Annotated in this window: 17 protein-coding genes; 9 read left to right on the top strand and 8 right to left on the bottom strand. The window is 58.2% G+C overall.

Features of this window, described 5'->3' with window-relative positions; all coding sequences use genetic code 11:
- Window positions 1–103: 103 nt before the first annotated feature.
- Both NTD87_RS09100 and NTD87_RS09095 read right to left on the bottom strand, forming a co-directional pair.
- The gene (locus tag NTD87_RS09100) at window positions 104–1,321 is read right to left on the bottom strand and encodes an argininosuccinate synthase (RefSeq protein WP_262113379.1); all 1,218 of its coding nucleotides are present in this window, start codon (window positions 1,319–1,321) and stop codon (window positions 104–106) included.
- Between the two features lie 129 nt (window positions 1,322–1,450).
- Entirely contained in the window at window positions 1,451–2,359 is a 909-nt protein-coding gene (locus NTD87_RS09095) for a flagellar protein MotY (protein ID WP_262113378.1), read from the bottom strand.
- A 156-nt stretch (window positions 2,360–2,515) separates the two neighbouring features.
- On the opposite strand from NTD87_RS09095, the gene pyrC reads away from it, so the two are divergent.
- Window positions 2,516–3,562: a dihydroorotase gene (gene pyrC / locus NTD87_RS09090; RefSeq protein WP_262113377.1), complete on the top strand. Its 1,047-nt coding sequence runs from the start codon at window positions 2,516–2,518 to the stop codon at window positions 3,560–3,562.
- Window positions 3,559–4,233 (top strand): ribonuclease T, encoded by a 675-nt coding sequence (rnt, locus tag NTD87_RS09085; RefSeq protein ID WP_262113376.1) that lies wholly within the window; start codon window positions 3,559–3,561, stop codon window positions 4,231–4,233. The genes pyrC and rnt overlap by 4 nt, the downstream gene beginning before the upstream one ends.
- A 75-nt stretch (window positions 4,234–4,308) precedes the next feature.
- On the opposite strand, the gene NTD87_RS09080 is transcribed toward rnt, so the two are convergent.
- Window positions 4,309–4,911, bottom strand: coding sequence for a peroxiredoxin (locus tag NTD87_RS09080; protein ID WP_262113375.1), 603 nt, complete (start codon window positions 4,909–4,911; stop codon window positions 4,309–4,311).
- Between the two features lie 316 nt (window positions 4,912–5,227).
- Between NTD87_RS09080 and NTD87_RS09075 the strand changes: the two genes are divergently transcribed.
- Both NTD87_RS09075 and bfr read left to right on the top strand, forming a co-directional pair.
- Window positions 5,228–5,446 (top strand): bacterioferritin-associated ferredoxin, encoded by a 219-nt coding sequence (locus NTD87_RS09075; protein WP_262113374.1) that lies wholly within the window; start codon window positions 5,228–5,230, stop codon window positions 5,444–5,446.
- Between the two features lie 199 nt (window positions 5,447–5,645).
- Window positions 5,646–6,119 (top strand): bacterioferritin, encoded by a 474-nt coding sequence (gene bfr / locus NTD87_RS09070; RefSeq protein ID WP_262113372.1) that lies wholly within the window; start codon window positions 5,646–5,648, stop codon window positions 6,117–6,119.
- A gap of 195 nt (window positions 6,120–6,314) precedes the next feature.
- Here the strand turns inward: bfr and grxD are convergent, their stop codons facing one another.
- From grxD to NTD87_RS09055, 3 genes are all read right to left on the bottom strand, one after another.
- Window positions 6,315–6,656 carry a Grx4 family monothiol glutaredoxin gene (gene grxD, locus NTD87_RS09065; RefSeq protein ID WP_262113370.1) on the bottom strand — a complete coding sequence of 114 codons (342 nt, stop codon included), beginning with the start codon at window positions 6,654–6,656 and terminating at the stop codon, window positions 6,315–6,317.
- 97 nt (window positions 6,657–6,753) lie between these two features.
- On the bottom strand, window positions 6,754–8,859 hold the full coding sequence (locus NTD87_RS09060; RefSeq protein WP_262113369.1) for a molybdopterin oxidoreductase family protein: 2,106 nt from the start codon (window positions 8,857–8,859) through the stop codon (window positions 6,754–6,756).
- Between the two features lie 124 nt (window positions 8,860–8,983).
- The gene (locus NTD87_RS09055; protein ID WP_262113368.1) at window positions 8,984–9,274 is read right to left on the bottom strand and encodes a hypothetical protein; all 291 of its coding nucleotides are present in this window, start codon (window positions 9,272–9,274) and stop codon (window positions 8,984–8,986) included.
- 416 nt (window positions 9,275–9,690) lie between these two features.
- Here NTD87_RS09055 and argF point away from each other — a divergent pair, with 416 nt between their 5' ends.
- Together argF and NTD87_RS09045 are read left to right on the top strand one after the other, a co-directional pair.
- Entirely contained in the window at window positions 9,691–10,611 is a 921-nt protein-coding gene (gene argF / locus NTD87_RS09050; RefSeq protein WP_262113367.1) for an ornithine carbamoyltransferase, read from the top strand.
- Window positions 10,608–11,717, top strand: a complete 1,110-nt coding sequence (locus NTD87_RS09045) for an ABC transporter ATP-binding protein (protein WP_262113366.1) — start codon at window positions 10,608–10,610, stop codon at window positions 11,715–11,717. The genes argF and NTD87_RS09045 overlap by 4 nt, the downstream gene beginning before the upstream one ends.
- A gap of 116 nt (window positions 11,718–11,833) precedes the next feature.
- Here the strand turns inward: NTD87_RS09045 and NTD87_RS09040 are convergent, their stop codons facing one another.
- Window positions 11,834–12,616, bottom strand: a complete 783-nt coding sequence (locus NTD87_RS09040; protein ID WP_262113365.1) for a PhzF family phenazine biosynthesis protein — start codon at window positions 12,614–12,616, stop codon at window positions 11,834–11,836.
- Window positions 12,617–12,713: 97 nt separating this feature from the next.
- On the bottom strand, window positions 12,714–13,184 hold the full coding sequence (gene ybaK, locus NTD87_RS09035) for a Cys-tRNA(Pro) deacylase (protein ID WP_262113364.1): 471 nt from the start codon (window positions 13,182–13,184) through the stop codon (window positions 12,714–12,716).
- Between the two features lie 370 nt (window positions 13,185–13,554).
- Between ybaK and NTD87_RS09030 the strand changes: the two genes are divergently transcribed.
- The 3 genes from NTD87_RS09030 (at window position 13,555) to NTD87_RS09020 (ending at window position 16,840) form a co-directional block, all read left to right on the top strand.
- Entirely contained in the window at window positions 13,555–14,406 is an 852-nt protein-coding gene (locus tag NTD87_RS09030; RefSeq protein ID WP_262113363.1) for an MIP/aquaporin family protein, read from the top strand.
- 77 nt (window positions 14,407–14,483) lie between these two features.
- Window positions 14,484–15,989, top strand: a complete 1,506-nt coding sequence (gene glpK, locus NTD87_RS09025) for a glycerol kinase GlpK (RefSeq protein ID WP_262113362.1) — start codon at window positions 14,484–14,486, stop codon at window positions 15,987–15,989.
- A 95-nt stretch (window positions 15,990–16,084) separates the two neighbouring features.
- Window positions 16,085–16,840, top strand: coding sequence for a DeoR/GlpR family transcriptional regulator (locus tag NTD87_RS09020; protein WP_262113361.1), 756 nt, complete (start codon window positions 16,085–16,087; stop codon window positions 16,838–16,840).
- The last annotated feature ends 41 nt before the right edge of the window (window positions 16,841–16,881 follow it).

Here is a 16,881-nt window from a genome sequence, read left to right as displayed (position 1 = left end):
GCTTCAACCTTAGCGACATAGATTCAAAAGACAGTTGCCCACACATGAATTCATCGCTCGAAGGGTGGCCCCGTTAAAAACGGGGCCACACCTCCTAGAGGCATCAGAACAGCTTGCGGCCTTTGTTTGCAGCAATGCGCATACGCAGGGCGTTCAGCTTGATGAAGCCGGCGGCGTCAGCCTGGTTGTAGGCGCCGCCATCTTCTTCGAAGGTAGCAATGTTGGCGTCGAACAACGACTCGTCGGATTTGCGACCGGTAACGATCACGTTGCCTTTGTACAGCTTCAGGCGAACCACGCCGTTCACATGCGCCTGGGAAGCATCGATCATCTGTTGCAGCATCAGACGCTCAGGGCTCCACCAGTAACCGGTGTAGATCAGGCTGGCGTATTTAGGCATCAGCTCGTCTTTGAGGTGAGCCACTTCACGATCCAGAGTGATCGACTCGATCGCCCGGTGAGCGCGCAGCATGATGGTGCCGCCAGGGGTCTCGTAGCAGCCACGGGACTTCATGCCGACGTAACGGTTCTCGACGATGTCCAGACGGCCGATACCGTGTTCACCACCGATGCGGTTCAGGGTCGCCAGCACGGTAGCCGGAGTCATTTCGACGCCGTCCAGTGCAACGATGTCGCCGTTGCGGTAAGTCAGTTCCAGGTACTGCGCCTTGTCAGGAGCGTTCTCCGGGGAGACGGTCCAGCGCCACATGTCTTCTTCGTGCTCGGTCCAGGTGTCTTCCAGCACGCCGCCTTCATAGGAGATGTGCAGCAGGTTGGCATCCATCGAGTACGGGGATTTCTTCTTGCCGTGACGTTCGATCGGGATCGCGTGCTTCGCGGCATAGTCCATCAGCTTCTCGCGGGACAGCAGGTCCCACTCGCGCCAGGGAGCGATCACTTTCACGCCAGGCTTGAGCGCATAGGCGCCCAGTTCGAAACGAACCTGGTCATTGCCCTTGCCGGTGGCGCCGTGGGAAATGGCGTCAGCGCCGGTTTCGTTGGCGATTTCGATCAGGCGTTTGGCGATCAACGGACGAGCGATGGAAGTACCCAGCAGGTACTCGCCTTCGTAAACGGTGTTGGCGCGGAACATCGGGAAAACGAAATCACGCACGAATTCTTCGCGCAGATCGTCGATGTAGATTTCTTTTACGCCCATGGCTTGTGCCTTGGCGCGGGCCGGCTCGACCTCTTCACCCTGACCCAGGTCAGCGGTAAAGGTCACCACTTCACAGTTATAAGTATCTTGCAGCCACTTGAGGATCACCGAAGTGTCCAGGCCGCCGGAATACGCCAGAACGACCTTGTTTACGTCCGCCATGCCATCACTCCACGGGGTTCTACGGAAAGCCGAGAAGTCTACCGCTGCGAGCGGATAATTTACAGAGGCGCGACAGCTTATGACGATGAAGCGACAGATTATGTCGAGCGAACGACGATTACAGCCGGTTCAGGAGGTCGCTGCCGCGTTGCTTGCAGTACTGACTTGCGGGACCGGTTTGTCGGTGGGTGCGACGCGTTCAAGATGAACGTTGACCCGGCGATTCTTGGCCCGATTGGCGGTGTTGGTGTTGGGGGCCAACGGATAACGCTCGCCGTGAAAGCGCATCGTGATCTGTGACTCCTCAATGCCATTGGCCTTGAAGAAGTCCATCACCGCCAACGCTCTGCGCCGGGACAGATCGCGGTTGGTCAGGCGATTGCCGCTGTTATCGGAATGACCATCGAGCTCAATGTGATTGACCGTCGGGTCGGCCTTCATGAACGTCAGCATCACCTGCAGCTTGGCCTTGGCCTGCGCGTCCAGATCGATACCACCGCCCGGGAATCCAACCTCGGCCTGCTTCACCTGTTCGTAATTCATCGGCAACAACTTGGCGACGCACACCTGATAGTCGGCGTAGGCCTTGCTGAACTTGACCGGCAACAAACGGACTTCCGACACCCCGCCATCACGCGAATAATGACGAACCAGCGGACTGCGACCATCCATCAAACCGCCGATAAGGCGTCCGGCCTGGAGTTGCGAACTGTTGAACAGCACATCACCACTGCCGACTTTGACCGACCCCAGATTGATATCATCGCGCCCCGGCTGCCAAGGCGCCGCAGCGGCTAGTAACGTCGCCGAACCGCCCGCGATCATGGGGTTGTAAGCCTTCAGACGAAAGATTACCTGCTCGCCTGCACGCCGCACGAACTCACCCGAGCCGAAATCAGTAATCGGTTGTGTGAGGCGGCATTCGAACTTGTCGCCTTCGACCGTCCACTCGATGCTCTCCAGACGCGTCTGGAAAGTGAGCGCCATTGCAGGAAGGCTGGCAAACACGCTGAGCAAGGCTAAATAACGCTGGCGCACGGGAGGCTCCACTGGTTTCTACAACAAAAAGACCGATACACATGATTACGGCATACCTTTGTCATATCGGAAGCTTGCTGCAAAACTTGATAGCGAGTGCCTGGAAGAGTCTTTTCCGGTAGCATTCCCTTGAGTTTGACCCGCCTGGAATCCCCAATGTCCGACCGCCTGACCCTGCTGCGTCCCGACGACTGGCATATTCATCTTCGCGATGGTGCCGTGTTGCCCAATACTGTCGCGGATGTCGCGCGTACCTTTGGTCGCGCCATCATCATGCCTAACCTGGTACCACCGGTGCGCAACGCCGCTGAAGCCGACGCCTATCGCCAGCGCATTCTCGCTGCGCGCCCGGCCGGCAGCCGTTTCGAACCGTTGATGGTGCTCTACCTGACCGACCGGACTACCCCCGACGAAATTCGCGAGGCCAAGGCCAGCGGATTCGTTCACGCCGCCAAGCTGTATCCGGCTGGCGCGACCACCAACTCGGATTCTGGTGTTACCAGCATCGACAAGATCTTCCCTGCGATCGAGGCCATGGCCGAGGTCGGAATGCTCTTGCTGGTTCACGGTGAAATTACTCGTGGCGATGTCGATGTCTTCGACCGCGAGAAAATCTTCATCGACGAGCACATGCGCCGGGTCGTGGAGCGTTTCCCTACGCTCAAAGTGGTGTTCGAACACATCACCACCAGCGATGCCGTGCAGTTCGTCAACGAAGCTTCGGCCAACGTTGGCGCAACCATCACCGCTCACCACCTGCTGTACAACCGCAATCACATGCTGGTGGGCGGGATTCGTCCGCACTTCTATTGCCTGCCGATTCTCAAGCGCAATACGCACCAGGTCGCCCTGCTTGACGCCGCTACCAGTGGCAGCGAAAAGTTCTTCCTGGGCACCGACTCGGCCCCGCACGCCAAGCACGCCAAAGAAACAGCGTGTGGCTGTGCCGGTTGCTACACCGCTTATGCGGCGATCGAGATGTACGCCGAGGCCTTTGAACAGCGCAATGCGCTGGACAAGCTCGAAGCCTTCGCCAGCCTCAACGGTCCGCGTTTCTACGGCCTGCCGGTGAACACCGACCGCATTACCCTGGTCCGCGAAGAATGGACCGCCCCAACCAGCCTGCCGTTCGGCGAGCTGACTGTCATCCCGCTGCGCGCCGGTGAAAAACTGCGCTGGCGCCTGCTGGAGGAACACGCGTGAGTGAAGACCATTTCGACGACGAACAGGAAGGTTCAGGCGGTGGCGGTTCACGCCACCCGATGGCAGCCAGGTTCCGTGGATACCTGCCAGTCGTCGTCGATGTTGAAACCGGTGGTTTCAACTGTGCCACTGACGCCTTGCTGGAAATTGCCGCCACTACCATCGGCATGGACGAAAAGGGCTTTGTGTACCCCGAGCACACCTACTTCTTCCGCGTAGAGCCGTTCGAAGGCGCAAACGTCGAAGCCGCAGCGCTGGAGTTCACCGGGATCAAGCTCGATCATCCACTGCGCATGGCGGTGAGTGAAGAAGCAGCCCTGACCGATATCTTCCGCGGTGTGCGCAAGGCGCTGAAGGCCAACGGCTGCAAACGGGCGATCCTGGTCGGCCACAACAGCAGCTTCGACCTGGGCTTCCTCAACGCAGCCGTTGCTCGCCTGGACATGAAGCGCAATCCGTTTCACCCGTTCTCCAGCTTCGACACCGCGACACTGGCAGGTCTGGCTTACGGTCAAACGGTCCTGGCCAAGGCATGCCAGGCTGCCGACATCGACTTCGACGGTCGCGAGGCCCACTCGGCACGCTACGACACCGAAAAAACTGCCGACCTGTTCTGCGGCATCGTCAATCGCTGGAAACAAATGGGCGGCTGGGAAGATTTCAACGACTGAGCCAGTCGCAGGATTTATCCCGCCCATAAAAAAACCGGCCTTAGCAGCCGGTTTTTTTTATGCCTGACGCGTGGCTTACAGCTTGCCAGCGTTCTCGGTCAGGTAAGCCGCAACGCCTTCTGGCGAAGCAGTCATGCCCTTGTCGCCTTTTTTCCAGTTAGCCGGGCAAACTTCGCCGTGCTCTTCGTGGAATTGCAGGGCGTCGACCAGACGAATCAGTTCTTCCATGTTACGACCCAGTGGCAGGTCGTTGACGATCTGCGAGCGAACAACACCTTTGTCGTCGATCAGGAACGCGCCACGGAAAGCCACGCCGTCTGCGGACTGAACGTCGTAGGCTTTCATGATTTCCTGCTTGATGTCGGCAGCCATGGTGTACTTAACCTGACCGATGCCGCCGGCATTGATCGGGGTGTTGCGCCAGGCGTTGTGGGTGAAGTGCGAGTCGATCGAAACAGCGATCACTTCAACGTTGCGTGCCTTGAAGTCAGCCATGCGGTGGTCCAGAGCAATCAGCTCGGACGGGCAGACGAAGGTGAAGTCCAGTGGGTAGAAGAACACCAGGCCGTATTTGCCTTTGATGGCCGAGGACAGGGTGAAGCTGTCAACGATTTCGCCATTGCCGAGTACGGCCGGTACGGTGAAGTCAGGGGCTTGTTTGCCTACGAGTACGCTCATTGGATATCTCCTGGTGTGGTGGCGTGAAGAACGGTATCGAACCAGTCTGTCGTGGATAAACGACAAGTTCATGAATCGAGTGCCCTTCGCAAGGACCGAGCATCATACACCGCGTTTTTGACCAGCTCTTAGCGTTTTTACAACGACATCAAAAACCTCGGCGCCGGTTTTCGTAACAGACTCCCGGGCCTCGCCATGCCGTTCGTCAGACAGTCGCTGCTCTGGCGCAAAGCTTGCCGAAACCACTTTGACAATCATTCTCGTTAACATTAAGATCCGTCGCAATTGAGCCATAACCAACGACGGTTCTCACTTTATGTATGTCTGCCTCTGCACTGGCGTCACCGACGGCAAAATCCGCGATGCGATTTATGAAGGCTGCTGCAGCTACCGTGAGGTGCGCCAAGCCACCGGCGTTGCCAGCCAATGTGGCAAATGCGCCTGCCTTGCCAAGCAAGTGGTACGTGAAACCCTGGCCGAATTGCAGTTGAGCCAAGCGGCGATCCCCTACCCTGCAGAGTTTTCCGCAGCGTAAATAGAACATCCTGAAGAACCGGACTTAGTGTCCGGTTTTTTTATGCCCATAATTCAACCGCTTAGCGTCAGGATGCGGAACACAAACATTCTTATTCAGATTAATTTTCATTTATTATTCAACAACTTAGGTTTGACACTAACAACTGCTCGGCTCAAACTCCGCCTTATATAGGGTAATTAAAGGGCGGGACCCCATCATGAAAGGCGACATCACAGTCATCCAGCACCTCAACAAGATTCTTGCCAATGAGCTGGTCGCAATCAATCAGTACTTCCTGCATGCGCGCATGTATGAAGATTGGGGCCTGAACAAGCTCGGCAAGCACGAATACCACGAATCCATCGACGAAATGAAACACGCGGACAAGCTGATCAAGCGCATCCTGTTTCTCGAAGGCCTGCCAAACGTCCAGGACTTGGGCAAGCTGCACATCGGCGAGCACACCAAGGAAATGCTTGAGTGTGACCTGCGTATCGAGCGCATCGGCCATGCCGACCTCAAAGTGGCTATCGCTCACTGTGAAACAGTCGGTGACTTCGGTAGCCGTGAACTGCTCGAAGACATTCTCGAATCCGAAGAAGAACATATCGACTGGCTGGAAACTCAACTGGGCCTGATCGACAAAGTGGGTATCGAGAACTATCTGCAATCACAGATGGGCGACGAGTAAGTTCTACGGCGCTAATCTCGACTCAATAAAAAGCCCCCGCTCTCTCACAAGATGCGGGGGCTTTTTATTACTGAATTCCGGTCTTTACCAAAATCCCTGTGGGAGCGAGCCTGCTCGCGATAGCGTCGTGTCAGTCGACATCACAATTGACTGACAGACCGCATTCGCGAGCAGGCTCGCTCCCACAAAAGCGGATCAGGCTTCGCTCTTGTTCGCTGCGGCTTTTTCGACAGCAGCTTTGATCGTGGCTTGCAACGAACCGTCAGCGGCCATTTCAGTCATGATGTCGCTACCACCGACCAGCTCACCACCGACCCACAGTTGCGGGAAGGTTGGCCAGTTGGCGTACTTTGGCAGGTTGGCACGAATTTCCGGATTCTGCAGGATGTCCACGTAAGCGAACTTCTCACCACAGCCCATGACGGCCTGAGCGGCTTTCGCGGAGAAGCCACACTGTGGGGCATTCGGCGAGCCTTTCATGTAAAGCAGAATGGTGTTGTTAGCAATCTGCTCTTTAATAGTTTCGATGATATCCATGGAGCACCTCGGCTGAACTTTCCGACTCAGTTGTCGGCACGGTGACGCATTGTAACGGAAAGCCGAGCGCCATGCTCGGTCTCCCCAACAGACATACCTACGCCGCCGCGACAGTCACCGGCACACCATTGAGCGCCGCGTTTCCGGACAACTCATCGAGCTGGCGCTCATCGGTCAGGTCATTGGCGCTGGAGCCCGGCTGCCCCATGGCAATGGTCATTTGCACTCCCGGTCGGGCATGACCCCAACCGTGTGGCAGACTGACCACGCCTTTCATCATCTCGACGCTGCTCAGTACTTCAACTTCAATGACCCCAACCCGTGAGCTGACCCGCACCCGCTGCCCATCGATCAGCCCGCGACTGGAGAGATCATCCGGGTGCATCAATAACTGATGACGCGGCTTACCTTTCACCAAGCGGTGGTAGTTGTGCATCCACGAGTTATTGCTGCGCACATGGCGCCGACCGATCATCAACAGCTCATCGGCAGGCGGCGCTTGCAACGCGGCAAATCGCGCGAGGTCGGCCAGGATCGCCGGTGGCGCCGCCTGCACGCGCTGATTGGCGGTTTTCAGACGCGGAGCCAGGTTTGCCTGGAGAGCGCCAAGGTCGACCCCATGAGGATGATCGAACAAGCTCGCCACCGACAGTTTGTGCGGCGAAGCATCACCATAGCGCCCGGCTCGCAAACCGAGGTCGATCATCTTCGCGGGGGGCATCGTTGGTTTGAGCTCCTTGCCAGTCTTCGCGGCAAAGGCCTGGGCCAGGCCGACGAAAATTTCCCAATCGTGCAGCGCACCTTCCGGCTTGGGCAGGATGGCCCGATTGAAACGGCTGACATTGCGCACCGCGAACATATTGAACGTGGTGTCGTAGTGATCGTTTTCCAACGCCGAGGTCGAGGGCAGAATCAAGTCGGCGTAACGCGTGGTCTCATTGATGTACAGGTCGATGCTGAGCATGAACTCCAACCCATCCAGCGCCTGCTCCAGCTGTCGGCCATTGGGCGTCGACAACACAGGGTTGCCGGCCACGGTGATCAACGCCCGCACCTGCCCTTCGCCTTCGGTGAGCATCTCTTCGGCCAGCGCCGACACTGGAAACTCACCGGCATATTCCGGACGGCCCGAGACACGGCTTTGCCATAGATTGAAATGCCCGCCCGAGGTGGACGCCACCAGGTCGACCGCTGGCTCGGTGCACAGCGCGCCGCCCACCCGATCAAGATTGTCGGTGACCAGATTGATCAACTGCACCAACCAATGACACAAGGTGCCGAACGCCTGAGTAGAAACGCCCATACGGCCATAACACACGGCGGTCTTCGCCGCCGCGAAGTCTCGCGCCAGCTGACGGATCTGCCCGGCCGGCACCGCGCACAGAGGGCTCATGGCCTCAGCACTGAAGGATGCGACGGCCTGACGAACCGCCTCCAGCCCGTCTACCGGCAAATGACTGTCGCGGGTCAGACCTTCAGCGAACAGCGTATTGAGCAACCCGAACAACAGAGCCGCGTCACCGCCCGGACGGACGAACACATGCTGATCGGCAATCGCTGCCGTCTCGCTGCGACGCGGATCGACCACCACCACTTTGCCGCCTCGGGCCTGAATGGCCTTCAAGCGCTTTTCGACATCCGGTACGGTCATGATGCTGCCGTTGGAGGCCAGCGGATTGCCGCCCAGGATCAGCATGAAATCGGTGTGGTCGATGTCCGGAATCGGCAGCAGCAAACCATGGCCATACATCAAATGACTGGTGAGATGGTGAGGCAATTGATCGACCGAGGTGGCAGAGAAACGGTTGCGGGTTTTGAGCAAGCCGAGAAAGTAATTGCTGTGAGTCATCAACCCATAGTTGTGCACGCTGGGATTGCCCTGATAAACCGCAACGGCGTTCTGACCATGGCGCTCCTGAATCGCCGACAGGCGTTCGGCGACCAGCGTAAACGCCTCGTCCCAGGCAATCGCCTGCCACTCGCTACCAACCCGCAGCATGGGCTGTCGCAGGCGGTCTGGGTCATTCTGGATGTCTTGCAGCGCCACCGCCTTGGGGCAGATGTGACCGCGACTGAAGCTGTCCTGCGGATCACCCTTGATCGAGGTGATTTGCACGCCAGCATCGGATGCAGTGGTTTCGATGGTCAAGCCGCAAATGGCTTCACACAGGTGGCAGGCACGGTGATGAAGAGTCTTGGTCATGGCCATTCTCTGTTCTATTCAGGGCAACCCGTGTGAGGTTGCGGGAACAAAACTATGGGCCGTGACTGACCGCTGCGCCAGCGACGTTCGTCTTGTGAATCGAGGGCCATCAGGCCAGCCGATATCAGCCCTGTGGAAGCCTGGGCGGTGCCTGCAACTGGATTTCCTGGAGGGTTTCGATCTGCTCATGAGCGACATGCACACCCGTCAGCTCGCCGATCAGCCGCCAGTGTTCATCGAGCCCGGCACTGATGGTGGCCATACGGTCGATCATCCGTCGACCGGCGGCCTTGGTCACCTCATCTTCGCTACGCAACAACTCGAAGGACATCGACGTCACAGAGGCGGTCAGGTGGGTCAGGGACCGCGCCGTCAGGCCGAGCAACTCCATCAACTGCTGTTCTTTAGATTCCATTCCAGAGGCTTCCTGCGTTGCTCGTGAGTTATTTATAACCCAGCACTTTCGATTAGGAAATGTTTCAGCCCGAAGGCTTGCCGGATCCTGCCTGCAAACGCCTTGGCCAACGAGTCAAAAACCGACCGATACCGTGCTTTAGCCGCCCCGATTGATTGCAATGGCTCGCGAGTGCAGTGTACAAAGAGGTTGCTGCTGTCAGGAAACAGGCTTCAAAAGCGCTACTGCGGTTTTCCCGTAGCCCCTCTGAAATCCCCTAAAAACCGTAGCCCTATTGGTAAGACGCGACATTTAATTATAAGATCGCGCCTTCCCCTATTTCGTCGCCCCGTGCGGCTTTCGCCGCAGGTCTCGCCCGTTTTTCAGTTAAACAAGGCTTTGAGTATCTGCGGTCTGTTGCAAAAAGGTAGTCAATGATGAGCGCAAGGCACTTTCTCTCCCTGATGGATTGCACGCCCGAAGAGCTGGTCAGCGTGATCCGTCGAGGTATTGAGCTCAAAGACCTGCGTAACCGCGGTGTACTGTTCGAGCCGTTGAAAAATCGTGTGCTCGGGATGATTTTCGAGAAGTCCTCGACCCGCACCCGTATTTCGTTCGAAGCCGGCATGATCCAGCTCGGCGGCCAGGCGATCTTCCTGTCGCCACGTGACACCCAATTGGGTCGTGGCGAGCCGATCGGCGACTGCGCCATTGTCATGTCGAGCATGCTCGATGCGGTGATGATCCGTACCTTTGCCCACAGCACCCTGACCGAATTCGCCGCCAACTCCCGCGTGCCCGTGATCAACGGCCTGTCCGATGACCTGCACCCGTGCCAGTTGCTGGCTGACATGCAAACCTTCCTCGAACATCGCGGTTCGATCCAGGGCAAGACCGTGGCCTGGATCGGCGACGGCAACAACATGTGCAACAGCTATATAGAAGCGGCGATCCAGTTCGACTTCCAGCTGCGCATCGCCTGCCCTGAAGGTTATGAGCCGAACCCTGAGTTCGTGGCCAAGGCCGGCGATCGGGTGACCATCGTCCGCGATCCTCGGGATGCGGTACGCGGCGCTCATCTGGTCAGCACCGACGTCTGGACCTCTATGGGCCAGGAAGAAGAAACCGCCAAGCGCCTCAAACTGTTCGCGCCATTCCAGGTCAATCGTGCCTTGCTCGATCTGGCCGCAGAGGATGTGCTGTTCATGCACTGCCTGCCCGCCCACCGCGGAGAAGAAATCAGCCTCGATTTGCTCGACGACCCGCGTTCGGTCGCCTGGGATCAGGCCGAGAACCGTCTGCATGCGCAAAAAGCCCTGCTCGAATTTCTGGTTGAGCCTGCGTATCACCACGCATGAGTCATTCATTGCTGCTGAACCTGCGCAATCTGGCCTGCGGCTATCAAGACCAGCGGGTCGTCCAGAACCTTAACCTGCACCTCAATGCCGGTGACATCGGCTGTCTGCTCGGCTCGTCCGGCTGCGGCAAGACCACCACCCTGCGCGCGATTGCAGGCTTTGAACCGGTTCACGAAGGGGAAATCCAGCTGGCTGGTGAAACCATCTCCAGCGCCGGTTTTACCCTCGCACCGGAGAAACGCCGGATCGGCATGGTGTTCCAGGACTACGCACTGTTCCCGCACCTGAGTGTGGCCGAGAACATTGCCTTTGGCATTCGCAAGCATCCACAGAAAGATCGGGTCAGCGAAGAGATGCTTGAACTGGTCAACCTGAAGAACCTCGGCAAGCGCTTCCCCCATGAGCTCTCTGGCGGTCAGCAACAACGGGTTGCACTGGCCCGGGCGTTGGCACCGGAACCGCAGCTGCTGTTGCTCGATGAACCGTTCTCCAACCTCGATGGCGAATTACGACGCAAGCTCAGCCATGAAGTCCGGGACATCCTCAAGACGCGTGGCACCAGTGCGATTCTGGTAACTCACGACCAGGAAGAAGCCTTCGCCGTCAGCGATCAGGTCGGTGTCTTCAAGGAAGGTCGGCTGGAGCAGTGGGACACCCCTTACAACCTGTATCACGAACCACAGACGCCGTTTGTGGCGAGTTTTATCGGCCAGGGTTACTTCATTCGCGGTCAGTTGCAGACCCCGGAATCGGTGCAGACCGAACTGGGTGTGCTGCGCGGTAATCGCGCGTACACCTGGCCAACGGGTAGCGCGGTGGATGTGTTGCTGCGCCCGGACGACATCGTTTACGCGCCAGACAGCCCGCTCAAGGCACAGATCGTCGGCAAGACCTTTCTGGGCGCATCGACCTTGTATCGCTTGCAGTTGCCGACCGGCAGCCAACTGGAATCGATCTTCCCGAGCCATGCCGATCATCTGGTTGGCGCCAATGTCGGTATTCGCGTGGCCGCCGAACACCTGGTGCTGTTCCAGGCATCCGGCAGCACGGCAGCGCACATTCCGGCGGTAGAGTCCGGGGTTCGTCGGTACAGCACCGCCAACTGACCAACACGGATTAAATGTGGGAGCGAGCCTGCTCGCGATGGCAGAGTATCAGTCGACATCATCGTTAACTGATGCGCAGCCATCGCGAGCAGGCTCGCTCCCACAGTAGGTTTCCGTCAACCGAGCATCAACGTCCCGCTGGCCACCAGCGTCGCATTGCCGCCGATCTTCACCCGATCCCCTTCCAGACGGCAGAACAACTCCCCTCCCCGCGCCGAACACTGATACGCCGTCAGGCTTGATTTGCCCAGACGCTGCGACCAGTACGGGATCAGGATGCAATGAGTCGAGCCGGTGACCGGGTCTTCGTTGATACCGATGGCCGGTGCGAAGTAGCGCGAGACGAAATCATGCTGCGTACCGCGCGCCGTGATGATTGCGCCAAGCCAGGGCAACTTTGCCAGCGCGACCATGTCCGGCTGGCAATCGAGCACCGCCTGCTCCGACTCCAACACCACGAACAATTCGTTGGAACCCCGCATATCAAGCGCCCGCACGCCCAGCGCCCGCTCCACATCGAGGGTCACGTCCACTTCGCGTGGCTCGATCGCCGGAAAGTCCAGCCATAGCCGTTCACCTTCCCGACTCACACTCAAAGGGCCGGATTTGCTGATGAAGTCGAGGCGTTCAACCGGTTCTTTATAGATTTCGAACAACACATAAGCGCTGGCCAGCGTTGCATGACCGCACAACGGCACCTCGGTGGTCGGCGTGAACCAGCGGATATGCCAACCTTGAGCCTCACGCACCACAAACGCGGTTTCCGCGAGATTGTGTTCGGCGGCGATTTTTTGCATCAGCTCATCGGCGAGCCAGGCGTCGAGCCGATAGACCATTGCCGGGTTGCCACTGAACGGTCGGTCGCTGAATGCATCGACCTGATGAAACGCTAGCTGCATGGATGCTCTCCTTCTTGTAGGTGAGGACGAGCATGCATGAGTCACGGCACGGCAACCAGAGACAGAGCCTGCCGATTTTCACCATACAGCGCAGCAGTCAGACCCGACCGATATCGGCGAATTTGGCCTGGGTGTGCTCGGCCAGCACCGTCGCCGCCAACTCGACCTCAAGACCACGCCGGCCCGCGCTGACGTAAATGCTCGCAAAAGGCTGAGCGCTGTTATCAATGAACGTGCGTAAACGCTTCTTCTGCCCCAACGGACTGATTCCGCCCAGCAAGTAGCCGGTCGCCCGTTGCGCTGCGGCGGGATCAGCCATTTCGACTTTTTTCACCCCGGCGGCCTGAGCCAGCGCCTTCAAGTCCAGGCTTCCGACGACCGGTACCACGGCCACCAGCAATTCCCCCTTCTCACTCGCCGCCAGCAACGTCTTGAACACCTGTGCCGGATCCAGCCCAAGCTTTTCCGCGGCCTCCAACCCGTAGGATGCTGCCTTCGGATCATGTTCATAACTGTGCACACGATGTTCGGCACGAACTTTTTTTAACAGATCCAATGCGGGCGTCATGGCAGCTCCAGGCCTGGCGATAGAAGAAAAACACTGCGCTGGATTCTAGGCCATCACTGAGCAAAAGGCTCTATTACCGGGCCCTAATCCCTTAAGGACAGGCAAACACAGGAGAAAATCCAGCGGCTTCCCGAGGCCACCCAAATGATCATTCACCTGACGAATAGTTAAAATATGACCAATGGTTCACTTTCGACCTTTGACAGCAGTGTTTCTTGTCTATATTTTTTCGAATCTGAATAATGTGCAAAAGTTTCTACGCAGCACCCGGCAGTAAGCCGAGACCAGGATGGGGATCCTGCCTCGGTGAAAATAGCGCTCGAACCCTTTCGAATAAAGCGCCCAACAACAACAAAAAAGGATGTTTCCAATGACAACTGCATTACGACAACCATCGCTCTCGAGCCAATGCATGGCCGAGTTCCTGGGTACTGCCTTATTGATCTTTTTTGGTACTGGTTGTGTTGCCGCGCTCAAAGTCGCGGGTGCCAGCTTTGGCCTATGGGAGATCAGTATCATCTGGGGGGTCGGCGTCAGTATGGCGATCTACCTGACCGCGGGTGTTTCCGGCGCTCACTTGAACCCGGCCGTCAGCATCGCGCTGAGCATTTTCGCCGATTTCGAGAAGCGTAAACTGCCGTTCTACATCTTCTCCCAGGTCGCTGGCGCCTTCTGCGCAGCGTTGTTGGTTTACACGCTTTACAGCAATCTGTTCTTCGATTTCGAACAAACTCACCAGATGGTTCGCGGCACAAAAGCCAGTCTCGAACTGGCCTCGGTGTTCTCGACCTTCCCGAACCCTGCCCTGTCGACGGGTCAGGCGTTTCTGGTTGAGGTGATCATCACCGCCATCCTGATGGGCGTGATCATGTCCCTGACCGACGACAACAATGGCCTGCCAAAGGGTCCACTGGCACCGCTGTTGATCGGCCTGCTGATCGCCGTCATTGGCAGCTCGATGGGCCCGCTGACCGGTTTTGCGATGAACCCGGCACGAGACTTCGGCCCTAAACTGATGACTTTCTTCGCTGGCTGGGGTGAAATTTCCTTCACTGGCGGACGTGATATCCCGTACTTCCTGATTCCGATCTTTGCACCGATCCTGGGTGCCTGCCTCGGCGCTGCGGCCTATCGCGGGCTGATTGCCCGTCATCTGCCTATCGCCATACCTGCTACAAAGGATGCAGAACCTGCCATTGACGGCAAAGCACGAATTTCCTGAAAGCGGCGGCGCGTGATCCTGCCCACCATTGATCACGCCCCCCAACCCACTCCCTTATTTCGTCCAAGGCAATCGACATGACCGACACTCAGAATAAGAACTACATCATTGCCCTTGATCAGGGTACGACCAGCTCCCGGGCGATCATTTTCGACCGTGACGCCAACGTGGTCTGCACCGCACAACGCGAATTCGCTCAGCATTACCCGCAAGCCGGCTGGGTTGAACACGACCCGATGGAGATCTTCGCCACCCAAAGCGCCGTGATGGTCGAGGCCCTGGCGCAAGCCGGCCTGCATCACGATCAGGTCGCAGCCATCGGCATCACCAACCAGCGTGAAACCACCGTGGTCTGGGACAAGACCACTGGCCGCCCGATCTACAACGCGATCGTCTGGCAGTGCCGTCGCAGCACCGAGATCTGCCAGCAGCTCAAACGCGATGGCCATGAGCAGTACATCAGCGAAACCACAGGCCTGGTCACTGACCCGTACTTCTCCGGCACCAAGCTCAAGTGGATCCTCGACAACGTCGAAGGCAGCCGCGAACGTGCACGCAAAGGCGAACTGCTGTTCGGCACCATCGACAGCTGGTTGATCTGGAAATTTACCGGCGGCAAGACCCACGTCACCGATTACACCAACGCCTCGCGTACCATGCTCTTCAACATCCACACCCTGGAGTGGGACGCGAAGATGCTGGAGGTGCTCGACATCCCTCGCGAGATGCTGCCGGAAGTCAAATCGTCGTCAGAAATCTACGGCCACACCAAGAGCGGCATCGCCATCGGCGGCATCGCTGGCGACCAACAGGCCGCACTGTTCGGCCAGATGTGCGTTGAGCCAGGCCAGGCGAAAAACACCTATGGCACCGGCTGCTTCCTGCTGATGAACACCGGCGACAAAGCGGTGAAATCCAGGCACGGCATGCTCACCACCATCGCCTGCGGCCCACGCGGCGAAGTCGCCTACGCCCTGGAGGGCGCGGTGTTCAACGGTGGTTCCACCGTTCAGTGGCTGCGTGACGAACTGAAGATCATCAACGACGCTCACGACACCGAATACTTCGCCAACAAGGTCAAGGACAGCAACGGCGTGTACCTGGTGCCAGCCTTCACCGGTCTGGGCGCGCCGTACTGGGACCCGTATGCCCGTGGTGCGCTGTTTGGCCTGACTCGCGGTGTACGCGTGGATCACATCATTCGCGCAGCACTGGAGTCGATTGCCTACCAGACTCGCGACGTACTTGACGCCATGCAACAGGACTCTGGCGAACGCCTCAAGGCCCTGCGTGTGGACGGCGGCGCCGTCGCGAACAACTTCCTGATGCAATTCCAGGCCGACATCCTCGGCACCAAGGTCGAACGCCCGCAAATGCGTGAAACCACTGCCCTGGGCGCCGCTTACCTGGCTGGCCTGGCCTGCGGTTTCTGGAGCAGCCTGGACGAGCTGCGCGGCAAGGCGGTAATCGAGCGCGAGTTCGACCCGCAACTGGACGAAGCCGCGAAGGAAAAGCTCTACTCCGGCTGGAAAAAAGCCGTCAGCCGCACCCGCGACTGGGAACCGCACGAGGGTGCTGAATAAGCCATCGGCCGGACTCGTATCTGGTTGTAACTGGTCGGGAGCAGATTCCTGCGGCATCATGGGCAAATTTTGCACGGCAGCCCAAAGGAAGCCCCATGAATCTGCCTCCCCGTCAGCAGCAAATCCTCGAACTGGTCCGCGAACGCGGTTACGTCAGTATCGAGGAAATGGCTCAGCTGTTCGTCGTTACACCGCAGACCATCCGCCGCGATATCAATCAATTGGCGGAAGTGAATTTGCTGCGTCGCTATCACGGCGGCGCAGCTTACGATTCAAGTGTCGAAAATACCGCCTACGCCATGCGTGCCGATCAGATGCGCGATGAGAAACAACGCATCGCCGAAGCCATCGCCGCACAGATCCCCGATCACGCCTCGCTGTTCATCAATATCGGCACCACCACCGAATCCATCGCCCGGGCGCTGCTCAATCACAGCCAGCTCAAGGTGATCACCAACAACCTGCACGTCGCCTCGATCCTCAGCGCCAAGGATGACTTCGAAGTCCTGCTGGCCGGTGGCAACGTACGCCGTGATGGCGGCGTGGTCGGTCAGGCCAGTGTCGACTTTATCAACCAGTTCAAGGTCGACTTTGCGCTGGTCGGCATCAGCGGTATCGATGAAGACGGCAGCCTGCTCGACTTCGACTACCAGGAAGTACGGGTCTCCCAGGCAATCATCGCCAACGCCCGGCAAGTATTGCTGGCGGCGGACTCAAGCAAGTTCGGCCGCAACGCGATGGTTCGCCTGGGGCCGATCAGCCTGATCGACTGCCTGGTAACCGATCAGGCACCGGTGCCGGCATTGGCCCAACTGCTGAGTCAGCACAAGATTCGGCTGGAAGTGGTTTAACCCCCCTCGAGAACGCCGGCGTCTGTACCGACGCAATCGCG

The sequence above is a fragment of the Pseudomonas sp. 6D_7.1_Bac1 genome (genome assembly GCF_025465945.1).
GTDB lineage: Bacteria > Pseudomonadota > Gammaproteobacteria > Pseudomonadales > Pseudomonadaceae > Aquipseudomonas.
Note: the sequence above shows the minus strand (reverse complement) of the source record. Positions and strands in the feature narration are given on the sequence as shown.

Bases quoted from the DNA above. Each gene is read 5' to 3' on its own strand.
- argF (WP_262113367.1), top strand. From the start codon at position 9,691: ATGAGCGCAAGGCACTTTCTCTCCCTGATGGATTGCACGCCCGAAGAG.
- NTD87_RS09045 (WP_262113366.1), top strand. From the start codon at position 10,608: ATGAGTCATTCATTGCTGCTGAACCTGCGCAATCTGGCCTGCGGCTAT.
- bfr (WP_262113372.1), top strand. From the start codon at position 5,646: ATGAAAGGCGACATCACAGTCATCCAGCACCTCAACAAGATTCTTGCC.
- pyrC (WP_262113377.1), top strand. From the start codon at position 2,516: ATGTCCGACCGCCTGACCCTGCTGCGTCCCGACGACTGGCATATTCAT.
- NTD87_RS09080 (WP_262113375.1), bottom strand. From the start codon at position 4,911: ATGAGCGTACTCGTAGGCAAACAAGCCCCTGACTTCACCGTACCGGCC.
- grxD (WP_262113370.1), bottom strand. From the start codon at position 6,656: ATGGATATCATCGAAACTATTAAAGAGCAGATTGCTAACAACACCATT.
- NTD87_RS09055 (WP_262113368.1), bottom strand. From the start codon at position 9,274: ATGGAATCTAAAGAACAGCAGTTGATGGAGTTGCTCGGCCTGACGGCG.
- NTD87_RS09100 (WP_262113379.1), bottom strand. From the start codon at position 1,321: ATGGCGGACGTAAACAAGGTCGTTCTGGCGTATTCCGGCGGCCTGGAC.
- NTD87_RS09060 (WP_262113369.1), bottom strand. From the start codon at position 8,859: ATGACCAAGACTCTTCATCACCGTGCCTGCCACCTGTGTGAAGCCATT.
- NTD87_RS09040 (WP_262113365.1), bottom strand. From the start codon at position 12,616: ATGCAGCTAGCGTTTCATCAGGTCGATGCATTCAGCGACCGACCGTTC.
- NTD87_RS09030 (WP_262113363.1), top strand. From the start codon at position 13,555: ATGACAACTGCATTACGACAACCATCGCTCTCGAGCCAATGCATGGCC.
- glpK (WP_262113362.1), top strand. From the start codon at position 14,484: ATGACCGACACTCAGAATAAGAACTACATCATTGCCCTTGATCAGGGT.
- NTD87_RS09020 (WP_262113361.1), top strand. From the start codon at position 16,085: ATGAATCTGCCTCCCCGTCAGCAGCAAATCCTCGAACTGGTCCGCGAA.
- NTD87_RS09075 (WP_262113374.1), top strand. From the start codon at position 5,228: ATGTATGTCTGCCTCTGCACTGGCGTCACCGACGGCAAAATCCGCGAT.
- ybaK (WP_262113364.1), bottom strand. From the start codon at position 13,184: ATGACGCCCGCATTGGATCTGTTAAAAAAAGTTCGTGCCGAACATCGT.